This is a genomic window from Streptomyces sp. NPDC054883, from assembly GCF_053610645.1.
Map to the genome: position 1 here is coordinate 19,730 of NZ_JBSGYT010000016.1, position 12,559 is coordinate 32,288.

The window sequence follows — 12,559 nt, forward strand, 5'->3', positions numbered from 1 at the left end:
GACGGCACGTCGATGGGGGCAACGGTGGCGGACGACGGTTTCGACTTCAGGCCCGGGGCACAGATTCCGCTCCAGGGCGGCGGCGGGCAGACCGCGGCCACCAACGCGCTGGCCTCCGCCGCCTACCGCGACGGCAAGGTCGACGAGATCCTCAAGGCCAACAACGAGTACCACGAGTCGAAGGTCAAGCCCGGCAAGATCTCCCTCCTGGAACCCAACCTCGGTGAGGCCTTCTGCCGGGCCGTGGAGGCCCGCACCCTGGGCCCCGGGCGGAAGCCGCTGATCCAGTCCTTCGGCGCCGACCCGCAGACCGTCGTCGAGCACTGCCTGGCCGCGTCCCGCATCCGCAAGGAGCGCGACCGCAAGCTGCGCCTGATCACGCTGGTGTGCGGGGTGCTGTTCCTGCCCGGGCTGGCGCTCTGGCTGGGCCTGTTCCAGCTCCGCAAGTGGCTCGGCAAGGGCAAGCGGGGGTCCTGGGTGGGCACCGCGCTGCTGGTCGGGGTCGCCCTCGTCATCGCCGTGCTGATGTTCCGGCTGCCGTTCACCGGGTTCTTCGGCCTCTACCTGCGCGCGATGGTCATCGCCCCCGCCCTGGGCTGGTTCCTGGCCCGCCGGCTCTGCGAGGCCACCGCCGCCGACATGCGCTCGCGCTGGGACGGGCTGCTCGGCGGCGGCGCGGTGGCCGCGAAGATCCCCGAGGCGGTACCCGGCAACCCCGACGAGAAGGCCCGCGAGGACCTGCGCCACCAGCTGGCGAAGCTGACCGCCGAGGACCGCAGCAATTCCGTCTTCTACGCCGGGCCCAAGGGCATCCTCGGCATGGGCACCCGCTGGGGCAGCTGGCAGATGGCCGAGGAACTGGTCCCCAAGAACGACGGCGCCGAGATCCACCCGTTCCGCAGCTGGGACGTCATACGCGCGGTCGACACCGAGCTGCGGAAGCTGGAGCGGGGCCCCCTGCACACCGGCGGCTTCCCGCCCGCCTCGATCCAGCACTGGATCGTCACGCCGATCGGCGAGGGCGCCACCGAGGTGGCCCGCCCGACCGGCGAGGACGTGGACACCTTCCTGGTGAAGCCGCACGAGATCACCCGGATCTGCAACGAGCAGCAGTTCAGCGCCGGCAACCGGCACTACCTGGGCATCCAGTACCCGCTCTGGGACGGCCAGCTGGTGATCACCATGCTGGTCACCGTCACCGTGCTCTACAAGACCCTGCGGGTGGACGTCACCGCGCACGCGCTCGGTCCCGTGCACGGCCTGTTCACCACGAAGTCCGCGCCCAAGACCGTCGAGGTCCCCAAGTCCGTCCGGTTCTGGGAGACGGTGGAGCGCACGCTGCCGCTGGTGGACGCGGACGAGGTGGTACGGCTGGCCGTGCGCGCCCCGCTGACGTGGTACCCGCCGATCCTGGACTACCTGGGCGGCAAGCTGGTCCTCCCCGAGCCCTTCGGCGTCCGGCACGTCTGGGCCGGCTCCATGTGGCGCCACCGGTTCATGGCGGACGACGCCCTGCGCACGGTGGCCCCGGTCCTGCGGGCGGTGCACGCCGCCGCGTTCCGGGTGCTGGAGGAGAACGGCGTGGACACCGAGCGCTTCACGAACCGCTCGTCCATCATGAGCGGCCTCATCCAGGAGCCCGCCCCGCGCAAGGCGGACGTCTACGACGCGTAGTACCGCCCGGTCACGGTCAGTCGGTCGGCCAGGCCTCCGCGAGCATCCGGCGGGTGTCCGCGAGGAGTTGGGGCAGCACCTTGGTGTGGCCGACCACCGGCATGAAGTTCGTGTCCCCGCCCCAGCGGGGCACGATGTGCTGGTGCAGGTGGGCGGCGATACCGGCTCCGGCCGCCGCGCCCTGGTTCATGCCGATGTTGAAGCCGTGCGCCCCCGAGGCCTTGCGCAGCGCGGTCATGGCCCGCTTGGTGAGCTCCGCGAGCTCGGCCGTCTCGGCGGCGTCCAGTTCGGTGTAGTCGGCGACGTGCCGGTACGGGACGACCATCAGGTGGCCGCCGTTGTACGGGTAGAGGTTCAGCACGGCGTACACGTGCCGGCCGCGGGCGACGACCAGCCCGTCCTCGTCGGACATCTCCGGAATTCCGCAGAAGGGACAGCCGTCCCCGGCCTCCGGGCCGGTCGGCTTGTTCTCGCCCTGAATGTAGGCCATCCGGTGGGGCGTCCACAGACGCTGGAACGCGTCCTGCGTGCCCACACCGATCTGCTGCTCCGGCTCACTCGTCATGGGATGCAGCATATGACCTTGCCCCCGGACGGCGTGTCGCCGGGGCGCACACCGGCCGCGGACCGGCCATGCTGGGCGGATGCGCGACGATCGGACGATTCGCGAGGAGGCCTGGGAGCGCCGCACCGAGCTGCCGCTGTTCTACGCCTCCCTGGTGTTCATCGCGAGCTACGCGGTCCGTGTGCTCGCCACCGGCGCGAGCCCCGTGCTGCGCGACGTGGCCCTGTCGCTGACCGGCCTGACGTGGGCGTGCTTCCTCACCGACTACCTGGTCCGGATGGCGCTGAGCCGCCGCCGGCCGCTGGCGTTCGTCCGCAGGCACTGGCTGGACACGGTGGTGGTGTTCCTGCCGCAGCTGCGCCCGCTGCGGGTGGTCAAGCTGCACGACGCCGTCCAGGCCAAGGTGGACCGCCCGCGCCGTGAGCTGCACGTGCGCGTGATCATGTACGCCGGCCTGGCGGGGCTCCTGCTCGGGTTCTCCGGTGCGCTCGCCGTGTACGACCAGGAACGCGGCGCCCCCGGCGCCTCGATCCGCACCTTCGGCGACTCGGTGTGGTGGGTGTGCACGACCCTGACGACGGTCGGCTACGGCGACGTGGTGCCGGTGACCCCGGTGGGGCGGCTGATCGCCACGGGGATGATGCTGTGCGGGCTCGCGCTGCTGGGCGCGGTCACCGGCTCGTTCTCCTCCTGGCTGCTCCAGGTCTTCCGCCGGGAGGGCGACGAGGAGCCCCCGGAGAACCGCAGTTCTCCGGGGGCTCCCTGAGGGCCGTGCCGGTCAGACCTGGACGCGGTCCGCGACGACCTTGGCCAGCTTGGCCAGCGCCTCGTCCTTGGCGATGCCGTTCTCCTGCGAACCGTCGCGGTAGCGGAAGGAGACGGTGCCCGCGGCCATGTCCTCGTCACCGACGATGATCATGAACGGGACCTTGAGCTTCTGGTGGTTCCTGATCTTCTTCTGCATCCGGTCGGAGGAGGCGTCCACCTCGACGCGCAGGCCCTGCTTCTTCGCCTCGGCGGCGAACTCCTGCAGGTACTCCACGTGCCCGTCGCCGATCGGGATGCCGACCGCCTGGACCGGGGCCAGCCACGGCGGCATGGCGCCCGCGTAGTGCTCCAGCAGTACGGCGAAGAACCGCTCGATCGAGCCGAACAGCGCGCGGTGGATCATGACCGGGCGCTGGCGCGAGCCGTCCGGGCCGGTGTACTCCAGGTTGAACCGCTCCGGCAGGTTGAAGTCCAGCTGGACCGTCGACATCTGCCAGGTGCGGCCGATCGCGTCCCGGCACTGGACCGAGATCTTCGGGCCGTAGAACGCGGCGCCGCCCGGGTCCGGCACCAGCGGCAGGCCCTGCTTCTCCGCCACCTGGCGCAGGGTCTCGGTGGCCTCTTCCCAGATCTCGTCGGAGCCGACGAACTTCTCCGGGTCCTTGGTCGACAGCTCCAGGTAGAAGTCGGTCAGGCCGTAGTCGCGCAGCAGGTTCAGCACGAAGGTCAGCGTGCGGTCCAGCTCCTGCGCCATCTGCTCCTTGGTGCAGTAGATGTGCGCGTCGTCCTGGGTGAAGCCGCGCGAGCGGGTCAGGCCGTGCACGACGCCCGACTTCTCGTACCGGTACACGGTGCCGAACTCGAACAGGCGCAGGGGCAGCTCACGGTAGGAACGGCCGCGCGCGTCGAAGATCAGGTTGTGCATCGGGCAGTTCATGGGCTTGAGGTAGTAGTCGGTACCACCGTCGAGCTGCATGGGGGGGTACATGCCCTCCGCGTACCAGTCCAGGTGGCCGCTCTTCTCGAAGAGGGTGCCCTTGGTGGCGTGCGGGGTGTAGACGAACTCGTAGCCCTCTTCCTCGTGACGCTTGCGCGAGTAGTCCTCCATGGTGCGGCGGATGACGCCGCCGCGCGGGTGGAAGACGGCGAGGCCGGAGCCGATCTCGTCCTGTACGGAGAACAGGTCGAGCTCGGTGCCGAGCTTGCGGTGGTCGCGCTTCTCGGCCTCGGCGAGGAAGTCGAGGTGCGCCTTGAGCTCGTCCTTCGAGGGCCACGCGGTGCCGTAGATGCGCTGGAGCATCGGGTTCTTCTCGCTGCCGCGCCAGTAGGCGGCGGCGTTGCGCATCAGCTTGAAGGCCGGGATGTTGCGGGTGGTCGGCAGGTGGGGACCGCGGCAGAGGTCCTTCCAGCACAGCTCGCCGGTCTTGGCGTCCAGGTTGTCGTAGATGGTCAGCTCGCCGCCGCCCACCTCGACGTCCGCGCCGTCGTCGCTCGACGCGGAGCCCTTGATGCCGATGAGCTCCAGCTTGTACGGCTCGTCGGCGAGCTCAGCGCGGGCGGCCTCGTCGGTGACGACGCGGCGGGCGAACTTCTGGCCCCGCTTCTGGATCTCCTGCATCTTCTTCTCGACGGCCTTGAGGTCATCGGGGGTGAAGGGCCTGGCGACGTCGAAGTCGTAGTAGAAGCCGTCGCGGACCGGCGGGCCGATGCCCAGCTTGGCTTCGGGGAAGAGCTCCTGCACGGCCTGCGCCATGACGTGCGCGGTCGAGTGGCGCAGGATGTTCAGGCCGTCCTCGGAGGAGATCTCCACCGGCTCGACGCTCTCCCCGTCCCGCACCTCGTACGAGAGGTCCTTGAGCTCGCCCGCGACGCGCGCTGCCACGACGGTGCGCTCGCCGGCGAAGAGCTCGGCCGCCGTAGTGCCCGTGGCCACCACGCGCTCGTCCCGCTCGGAATCGCGTTGGATGATCACACGGACGTCTGACACCGGTCTCTCCTGAACTTTGGGGGTGCGCGAGCGAACACTGCGCGCCTGAATCGTACCGAGCGCAGTGGCCGCGCCGCTAAACGGTTGCGCGGCCGGGCCCGCACGCCCCCTACGGTGGGGCCCATGCCGAAGACGACCGGGCCGGTGCGGCCCTTGGACCTGACCGACGACGCCACCGCGACCGCCGTCCACCGGATCGGGCGCGAGGCGTACGCGGTGGAGGCGGAACTGATCGGTTTCGACGGCATACCGGCCTTGCGCGAGAGCCTCGCGCAACTGCGGGACCGGCCGCTGCACTGGCTGGGCGTGCGCGGCGCGGACGGGCTGATCGCGGGTTTCCTGGCGTGGGAGGAGGAGGGCGACGGCTCCGTCTGCGTCGACCGGCTGTGCGTGGCCCCGGCCGCGTTCCGCCGGGGCATCGCCTCGCTCCTGCTGCGCCACCTGCTGGCCGAAACGGTCCCCGGCCGCCGGGTGACGGTCACGACGGGCGCCGCGAACTCCCCGGCGGTGGCCCTGTACGACCGCCTGGGCTTCCGCCGCGGCGAGGACTTCTCCCCGGCCCCCGGCCTCCTGATGGCCTCCTTCACCCGCGACCCGGGACAGCGGGTCTAGCGGAGTTGCGGGATCACGCCGAGCTGCTGGAGGAAGGCGAGGAGGTCCTTGTCGGACCACTTCTCCGCGAGCCTGCCGTTCTCGATGCGGTGCATCACCGTCCCGGTCATCGTCAGCGGTTTGCCGGTGGCGGGAGCGCCCGGGAGGTCCCCCCGGTGCACGCCGCGGGCCGTCAGCCGGGTCACGACCTTGTCGCCCTCCGCGACCTGGTCCTCGATCTCGTGGGTCCCGGGGGTGGCCTTCCAGAACAGCCGGAACGCCTGCTTCAGGCCCTCGCGCCCGGTCCCCAGCCCGGGGAACGGCGGGGGCGAGTGGTCGACGTAGCCCTCGGCCACGAGTTCGTCCATGGCGTCGAGGTTCCCCGCGTCGATCTCCCGGTAGAAACGGCGGACCAGCTGTTTGTTCTCCTCGGTGGACACGGTGGCCTCTCTGCCGGTTCGTGCGGATCGCCGGGCGGCTCTCCGCATCGTCACCGCGCCCGCCCCCGGCCCTGCACCCGGCGCGCCGGGCCGGCACGGCACGTTCGCCCGGAAGCACGGAGCGAGCCGCTCTAGTCGTCGGACGGCAGCACGTCCGCCGGGTCGAAGGACTCGTCCAGCGACTTCATCAGCCGGTCCCGCTCCACCTCGTCCAGCGGGACGGGAGTGACGTCGGTGGCGTCGGTCAGCCGGCGGAAGCCGCCCCGGCGCTGGAGCCGGCCGCTCACCCGGACCGGCAGGCCCACCAGGTGCGCGTGCCCCGCCACCCGGTACGCCTCCTCGTCGAGCTTGACCCGTACGTACGGCACCTCCGCCCCCGCCAGCACCCGCAGCCGGACCGTCCCGCCGCCCCCCGGGGCCGAGCGCCGCATCCGGACCACCGCCCCGGCCAGGCGCACCGGGACCGCCGGCTCGTCCCGGGTGTAGCGGGCCGCCGCCTCCCGCAGCACCGGCAGGTCGCCCGGGGAGAACTCCACCGGTTCGGGCCGGGCGGCGCACCCCGCGGGCACCCCCGCCGCCGGGGCCCAGGCCAGCGAGACGCGGGCGCCCTCGGAACCGCGTACGAGGGCGATCAGCGCGTCCGCGAGCTCCCGGCTGACCCCGGCCTGCACCGCCGCGTCGAAGGCCTCCATGCCGCCGGTGGCCCGCCGGTAGTCCACCGCTTCGCGCGCCGCGTGCAGGGCGTGGTGCAGCCGGGTCACTACCCCCCGCCCGCCGTCCACCGGGATGTACGCGCTCAGCCTGCGGCCGCCCGGCGAGGGCCCCACCAGCACCCCGTCCAGGACCCGCTCCGCCTGGGAGCGGTGGCGCGCGCCGTAGTACCCGGCCCGGGCGCGGGCGGCGAGCGCCCCGGCCAGCAGCAGCTGCCGGGCGGCCGCGCGCAGCTGCTCCTGCACGGGCCAGGCCTCCGCGCGCGGGTCCGCGTACGCGCCCTCGGGGAACTCCCGCTCCCAGTGGATCTCGTCGCTCGGGACGCTCAGCCCGAAGAGCACCTCCCGCGCCGAGGGCAGCCCGCCGCGCGAGAGGGCGGTCAGTGCCTCCTCCAGGAGGTCGGCGCAGTCGGGGAAGGTCCGGCTCTCGGGGACGAGCAGGCTGGTGCCCGCCTGTCCCGGCGGGGTCCAGCGCCCGTACCGCCCGGCGGCGCCGCCCCGCCGCAGCCAGCCGTGCCGGTGCAGGAGCGCGCCGAGCACGGCCGGGTCGACGTGCGCGGCGTCCGGTGTCCCGCCGCGGGCCGGGTCCGCGTACGGCGACGGGGACGACAGCGGTTCGAGACGTGGTGCGTTCCGGTCCATCAGGGTGTCCCTCCCGACCCGACCCGGGTCATGATCTCGCAGAGCGCCCGGTCGTCGAAGATCCGTGTGGTGGGGATCCGTACGGTGGTCCGGCGCCTGCCGGTCACGGGGGTCCCGGCGAGATTGGTCCAGTAGCAGCAATGGCGCAGGTCGAGCCGGTCGGGCCCGGCGCTCAGCCACTCCCCGCGCTCCCGCGGTACGAGCATCACCACGAGGATCTTGTGCACGGCGACCGGTGTGCGGGCCAGCTTCACGAGGTGTTCGTTGTCGAGGGTGAAGCCGAAGGTGGCTCCGGCCGGCCGCGGCGGTATCTGGTAGGTCGCCTTCAACTGCACCTTGATGGTGACCTCGTCGTCGACGACGTGCTCGGCCGCACCGTGGCTGACGTGCCAGTCGATGCCGTTGTCGGGAAAGGGCTGGGACAGCGAGCAGCCGGCCGCGGCGGCGACTGCGTGCAGGTATCCCACCTGGAGGGTCTCCATGCAGGCGGTGGTGGCGAGTGAGCCGCGCAGCGGTCCGGTCCCCCCGTCCGTCCGGGGTCCGATCCGCCCTCGCAGCACCCCGCCCGGTTCGGGCTGCGCGAGCGCCATGGCCGGCTCCCCATGCCTTCCGGGCTCTGCCTCGTGAGGGGTGGTGGGGGTGACGGCCGATCAGGTGTGCGGTCCCCCATGGAGGTTGTCTCCGGAGCGGAGGTCCGGCAAACGGAGTACGGGGCAAACAGCCCGGGTATCACCGATTCGGGCAAGGGGGTGGCGAGTTCCCGTCGCACCCCATCTGCCGATCGGGGACGAGGAGTTCGCCATGACACGCTGGTACGAGGGACCGCTGGCCGCATTCGACACCGAGACGACCGGGGTGGACGTCGAGCAGGACCGGATCGTGTCCGCCGCGCTCGTCGTGCAGGAGTGCGCGGGCGGCCGGGTCCGCAGCACGCGCTGGCTGGTCAATCCGGGCATCCCGGTGCCCCGGGGTGCCATGGAAGTGCACGGCCTGACCGACGAACACCTCCAGCGCAACGGCCGGTGGCCGGCGCCGGTGGTGGAGGAGATAGCCCGCTCGCTCGCGGAGCAGCAACTGGCGGGCCGGCCGGTGGTGGTGATGAACGCGCCGTTCGACCTGACGCTGCTGGACCGGGAGTTGCGCAGGCACCGGGCGTCGTCGCTGGCGCGGTACCTGGACGACCGGCCGCTGACGGTGCTGGACCCCCGGGTGCTGGACAAGCACCTGGACCGGTACCGCAAGGGCCGCCGGACCCTGGGTGACCTGTGCGCGCACTACGGGATAGAGCTGGAGGGCGCGCACGACGCGGCGGCGGACGCGCTGGCCTCACTGGAGGTCGTACGGGCGCTCGGGCGCCGGTTCGCGAGCCGGCTGGAGCGGCTGACGCCGGCCGAACTGCACGCGCTGCAGGCGGTGTGGCACGCGGCCCAGGCGCGGGGCCTGCAGGCCTGGTTCGCCCGCCAGGGGACCCCGGAACCGGTCGACCCGCACTGGCCGCTCCGTCCGGAACTCCCGGCCGCGGCGTAGCTCCGGGCCCGTGGCCCGCGGCCCGTGGAAACGCGGAAGGCCGGTCCGTCATGTGACGGACCGGCCTGTCCCGGTGGGCGATACTGGGATCGAACCAGTGACCCCTTCGGTGTGAACGAAGTGCTCTCCCGCTGAGCTAATCGCCCGGAACGGGTTGAACAATACAAGAGCCCCGGGGTTCTGTTCAAACCGCTTCCGGCGGGGCCGCCAGCCGCGCGGCGAGGGCCCGCCGTCCGGCGCGCATCATGAGGGCGTGGTTGAGCCGCAGCAGGGGCCGCCCGGGCACCGCGAGGCAGCGCATCAGCGGCCGGCGCACCTCGGCCTCCTGCTCGTACACGGCGCGCGTCCGGGCCCCGCGCGGGCGTACGGTCCAGCGCGCCCAGCCCTCGATGTCCCCGCCCAGCGCGACCTCCAGCACGCCGCCGGCGGGATCGCGGAGCAGTTCGGTGGCGGTGACGCGCAGCGCGTAGGGCAGTACGGAGCGGATGACGGCGGTGCCGGTGCGCCCGTCGGCGGATTCGAAGCGGCGGACCTGGGGCCACCAGCGGGGGTAGTCCCCGGCTTGCTCCAGCATCCGGTAGACGCGGGCCGGCGGGGCGTCGAGCTCCCACACGCTGCGGAAACGGAAGCGACTCCGGAAGTGGCGGGGGCTGAGGTCCATGCTCCCAGCCTGCCCGCGCACCGCACGGGCCATCCGCCCGGGCGCCGGCTGCCCCAGCACCGCCGAGGCGGCCAGCCCCGGCCCCGTACGGGCCCGGCGGCCGTCCACCTGCCCCTCGGGACCGGCCGCGCGGCGCGAGGGCGCCAGAACGCCTTCCAGGCCCCTGGGTACGACGAAGGCCCGGAGACTCGTTTCGAGTCTCCGGGCCTTCGATCCGGTGGGCGATACTGGGTTCGAACCAGTGACCCCTTCGGTGTGAACGAAGTGCTCTCCCACTGAGCTAATCGCCCGGACGCACCGCAAACATTACCGCATGTCAGCGGCGCTCTACGCCATCGGGGCGGATCACTGGTCCTTGATGTTCCACGGCAGCATGAAGCCGTACTTCCAGAGGTAGACACCGATCAGCGCGGCCGCCACGGCGAGTCCCACGCCGGTCAGGATGAGGTTGCGGCGGCGGACCCTCGGGTCCATGGCCTTCTGTGCCGCCTCGGACACCTTGCGTTTCGTCCAGCGCAGCACGACGTGGGCCCAGGCGAACTCGGTCCCCCAGATGAACAGACCCGCGAAGATCGCGACCCATCCCGGGCCCGGCAGGACGAGCATCGCGATGCCGGCGGCGATGACGGCCAGGCCGACGACGAACACCCCGACCTGCCAGCTCAGGTGCAGGGTGCGGTTGGCCTTGACGAAGGCAGGCGCCTTCGAGACGTGCGGCTCGGCTTCCGGATCCGTCCCGTTGTGCGCGGACCCACTGGTCTCGCGGTCACTCCCCGTATTCATGGGTCGAATCTACCGGAGCCGAAACGCAGGCCGGAAGCACACGTGATCGGTCGTTTGGATCCGCCGTCCGAGGGACCCAGAGGTCCGCAAAACGGTCAGAGGGGTTTACAACGCCACCGTAGGTGGCATGTCGATTTCGCCGACGTGCGAATCCCCGAGCGCACACTGAGCGAAAGGCCCTGGCGCTTATGAACACCACGGTCAGCTGCGAGCTGCACCTGCGCCTCGTTGTGTCGAGCGAGTCCTCACTGCCTGTTCCCGCGGGCCTGCGGTATGACACGGCCGATCCCTACGCCGTGCACGCCACCTTCCACACCGGCGCCGAGGAGACGGTCGAATGGGTATTCGCCCGCGACCTCCTCGCAGAGGGTCTCCACCGGCCCACCGGCACCGGCGACGTCCGCGTCTGGCCGTCCCGCAGCCACGGTCAGGGAGTCGTCTGCATCGCCCTGAGCTCTCCGGAGGGAGAAGCACTGCTCGAAGCACCCGCCCGAGCCCTTGAGTCGTTCCTCAAGCGGACGGACGCCGCGGTCCCACCCGGGACCGAACACCGGCACTTCGATCTGGACAAGGAGCTCTCCCACATCCTGGCCGAAAGCTGAGCCAGGACGAGGGCGATCCTCCCGGCAGCGGCCGGGGGAACCACCCGACACCGTCCGACTCGGGGCGACGGTGCGGGAGGAACAACCACATGCGGCAGTGCCGGCGCTGTTCTCGCGGAAGCCAACCGCGGGGGCGGCGCCGCCGTGCGTCGCGGGGACGGTCGCACCTCCCGGCGGCGGCCGGGGACGGCTAGAGTCGGTCCCCAGCGCGGCAGAGACGGATCGCCGCAGGCCCGGCCCCCAGGGAGACCCCGTGCAGATCCCCCACGACACCCGTCGCGCGCTCGACGTCGTCGTCGCGCTGGTGAACACCGCGGCCGAACCCGGCAGGCCCGACGGGCTGTCCGACGTGGGCGCGCTGCGCGGTTTCGTACAGGAGTACGCGATCAGCGACGTGGGCGAGCTCGGCGCCCGCGACCTCGCAGGGGTGCGCACCGTCCGGGAGAAGTTCGCGCAGACCTTCGCCGCCCCGAACCCCCGCGCGGCGGCCGCACTGATCAACGAGCTGGTCGCCACGGCCGGCACCACGCCCCGGCTGACCGATCACGACGGCTACGACTGGCACGTGCACTACTTCGCGCCGGGCGCCTCGGTGGGCGACCACCTGGCGGCGGACGGCGGCATGGCGCTCGCGTTCATCGTGGTATCCGGCGAACAGGAGCGGCTGCGGCGCTGCGAGGCACCGGATTGCCGACGGGCCTTCGTCGATCTCTCCCGCAACCGCTCTCGCCGCTACTGCGACAGCCGGACCTGCGGAAACCGGCTGCACGTGGCCGCGTACCGGGCGCGCCGCAAGGAAGCGGACGCGCACGGTTCAGAGCAGGAAGAGGTCGTGTACGGCAGCGAGCAGCAGCAGGGTGCCGATCACCGTTAGAAAGATCATCAGGGGCGGCTGGGACAGCGCGAAGAGGCAGCCGCGGGCTTCTTCGGCGGGGATGTGAGCCGACGGCTCACCAGGTGATGTGTCCGGCATGTCGGGCCGATGATCGCCCAGTGCGCGCGGAATCGCCCCTCAACACGCCAGCGGAGCGAGGGGAGTTCTCCCTTTCCCGTGACGGGCGGGCCGGGGCGGCGGAAGCGCCGGGCCGGCGCGAGGCGGCCCCGGCGGCCGCCAGGTCAGATGCCGTGCTTCTTGAGGATCGCCTCGATGTCGGAGAAGTCGTCCGCCGGGGCGGCGGCCCGCTCGGGCGCGGGCCGGGGCCGCGACCCCGCGCCGAGGGAGGGCGCGGAAGCGTCGGGGGCGACGGCGTCCCGGGCCGGGCGGCCCTCGGCCGCCTTGGGCTCCTTCGGCTGCCCGGTCCGGCCGGGCGCACGGCGCTCGACGGCCCGGGTGGTCAGGAGCAGCACCCACGCGAGGCCCAGCAGGCCGAAGCCGAGCCAGACGGACGGCTTGAACACCATCCCCGACACCCACTCGACGACGCCCGTCAGCACGAGCGCGACCGGCACCAGCGAGTAGGCGGCGATGCGCGTGGCGGCGAGGAAACGCCTGCGGTACGCGGTCACCGCGGCGATACCCAGGCCCGCCGCGGACACCGCGGAGCAAATGGTCTCGGCGAGCATGCTGTCCTCCAGGGGCCGGCGGGTCGGGCAGGAGCGGCGGACCGCC

Annotated in this window: 14 protein-coding genes and 2 tRNA genes; 6 read left to right on the plus strand and 10 right to left on the minus strand. The window is 72.0% G+C overall.

What is annotated here, in order from left to right:
- Nucleotides 1-12 precede the first annotated feature (12 nt).
- Nucleotides 13-1,674, plus strand: a complete 1,662-nt coding sequence (locus tag ACWGH1_RS14580) for a hypothetical protein (RefSeq protein ID WP_453352098.1) — start codon at nt 13-15, stop codon at nt 1,672-1,674.
- Between the two features lie 16 nt (nt 1,675-1,690).
- On the opposite strand, the gene ACWGH1_RS14585 is transcribed toward ACWGH1_RS14580, so the two are convergent.
- Complete coding sequence (locus ACWGH1_RS14585) at nt 1,691-2,251, minus strand: HIT family protein (RefSeq protein WP_453352097.1); 561 nt, start codon at nt 2,249-2,251, stop codon at nt 1,691-1,693.
- A gap of 67 nt (nt 2,252-2,318) precedes the next feature.
- Between ACWGH1_RS14585 and ACWGH1_RS14590 the strand changes: the two genes are divergently transcribed.
- A complete protein-coding gene (locus ACWGH1_RS14590; RefSeq protein ID WP_453408688.1) occupies nt 2,319-3,005 on the plus strand; it encodes a potassium channel family protein in 687 nt (228 codons plus the stop codon).
- 12 nt (nt 3,006-3,017) lie between these two features.
- On the opposite strand, the gene thrS is transcribed toward ACWGH1_RS14590, so the two are convergent.
- A complete protein-coding gene (gene thrS, locus ACWGH1_RS14595; RefSeq protein ID WP_453355539.1) occupies nt 3,018-4,994 on the minus strand; it encodes a threonine--tRNA ligase in 1,977 nt (658 codons plus the stop codon).
- 123 nt (nt 4,995-5,117) lie between these two features.
- On the opposite strand from thrS, the gene ACWGH1_RS14600 reads away from it, so the two are divergent.
- On the plus strand, nt 5,118-5,606 hold the full coding sequence (locus ACWGH1_RS14600; RefSeq protein WP_453355538.1) for a GNAT family N-acetyltransferase: 489 nt from the start codon (nt 5,118-5,120) through the stop codon (nt 5,604-5,606).
- Here the strand turns inward: ACWGH1_RS14600 and ACWGH1_RS14605 are convergent.
- The 3 genes from ACWGH1_RS14605 to ACWGH1_RS14615 all read right to left on the minus strand — a co-directional run bounded on the left by ACWGH1_RS14605 (nt 5,603) and on the right by ACWGH1_RS14615 (nt 7,967).
- On the minus strand, nt 5,603-6,025 hold the full coding sequence (locus tag ACWGH1_RS14605) for an ester cyclase (RefSeq protein WP_453355537.1): 423 nt from the start codon (nt 6,023-6,025) through the stop codon (nt 5,603-5,605). The genes ACWGH1_RS14600 and ACWGH1_RS14605 overlap by 4 nt on opposite strands.
- A gap of 131 nt (nt 6,026-6,156) precedes the next feature.
- Nucleotides 6,157-7,377 (minus strand): hypothetical protein, encoded by a 1,221-nt coding sequence (locus ACWGH1_RS14610; RefSeq protein WP_453355536.1) that lies wholly within the window; start codon nt 7,375-7,377, stop codon nt 6,157-6,159.
- Nucleotides 7,377-7,967, minus strand: a complete 591-nt coding sequence (locus ACWGH1_RS14615; RefSeq protein WP_453355535.1) for a DUF4365 domain-containing protein — start codon at nt 7,965-7,967, stop codon at nt 7,377-7,379. Before ACWGH1_RS14615 ends, ACWGH1_RS14610 begins: the two co-directional genes overlap by 1 nt.
- A gap of 211 nt (nt 7,968-8,178) precedes the next feature.
- On the opposite strand from ACWGH1_RS14615, the gene ACWGH1_RS14620 reads away from it, so the two are divergent.
- Nucleotides 8,179-8,904: an exonuclease domain-containing protein gene (locus tag ACWGH1_RS14620; protein ID WP_453408689.1), complete on the plus strand. Its 726-nt coding sequence runs from the start codon at nt 8,179-8,181 to the stop codon at nt 8,902-8,904.
- Nucleotides 8,905-8,978: 74 nt separating this feature from the next.
- Here ACWGH1_RS14620 and ACWGH1_RS14625 read toward each other — a convergent pair.
- The 4 genes from ACWGH1_RS14625 to ACWGH1_RS14640 all read right to left on the minus strand — a co-directional run bounded on the left by ACWGH1_RS14625 (nt 8,979) and on the right by ACWGH1_RS14640 (nt 10,348).
- Nucleotides 8,979-9,050: transfer RNA gene (locus ACWGH1_RS14625), tRNA-Val, on the minus strand.
- A 38-nt stretch (nt 9,051-9,088) separates the two neighbouring features.
- Complete coding sequence (locus ACWGH1_RS14630; protein ID WP_453408690.1) at nt 9,089-9,565, minus strand: SRPBCC family protein; 477 nt, start codon at nt 9,563-9,565, stop codon at nt 9,089-9,091.
- Nucleotides 9,566-9,783: 218 nt separating this feature from the next.
- Nucleotides 9,784-9,855: transfer RNA gene (locus ACWGH1_RS14635), tRNA-Val, on the minus strand.
- A 55-nt stretch (nt 9,856-9,910) separates the two neighbouring features.
- Nucleotides 9,911-10,348: a TIGR02611 family protein gene (locus tag ACWGH1_RS14640; RefSeq protein ID WP_453357432.1), complete on the minus strand. Its 438-nt coding sequence runs from the start codon at nt 10,346-10,348 to the stop codon at nt 9,911-9,913.
- A 188-nt stretch (nt 10,349-10,536) separates the two neighbouring features.
- On the opposite strand from ACWGH1_RS14640, the gene ACWGH1_RS14645 reads away from it, so the two are divergent.
- On the plus strand, nt 10,537-10,950 hold the full coding sequence (locus ACWGH1_RS14645; RefSeq protein ID WP_030011909.1) for an SsgA family sporulation/cell division regulator: 414 nt from the start codon (nt 10,537-10,539) through the stop codon (nt 10,948-10,950).
- Nucleotides 10,951-11,203: 253 nt separating this feature from the next.
- Nucleotides 11,204-11,824 carry a CGNR zinc finger domain-containing protein gene (locus ACWGH1_RS14650; RefSeq protein WP_453357431.1) on the plus strand — a complete coding sequence of 207 codons (621 nt, stop codon included), beginning with the start codon at nt 11,204-11,206 and terminating at the stop codon, nt 11,822-11,824.
- Nucleotides 11,825-12,066: 242 nt separating this feature from the next.
- Here the strand turns inward: ACWGH1_RS14650 and ACWGH1_RS14655 are convergent, their stop codons facing one another.
- The gene (locus ACWGH1_RS14655; RefSeq protein WP_453408691.1) at nt 12,067-12,513 is read right to left on the minus strand and encodes a hypothetical protein; all 447 of its coding nucleotides are present in this window, start codon (nt 12,511-12,513) and stop codon (nt 12,067-12,069) included.
- Nucleotides 12,514-12,559: the final 46 nt, after the last annotated feature.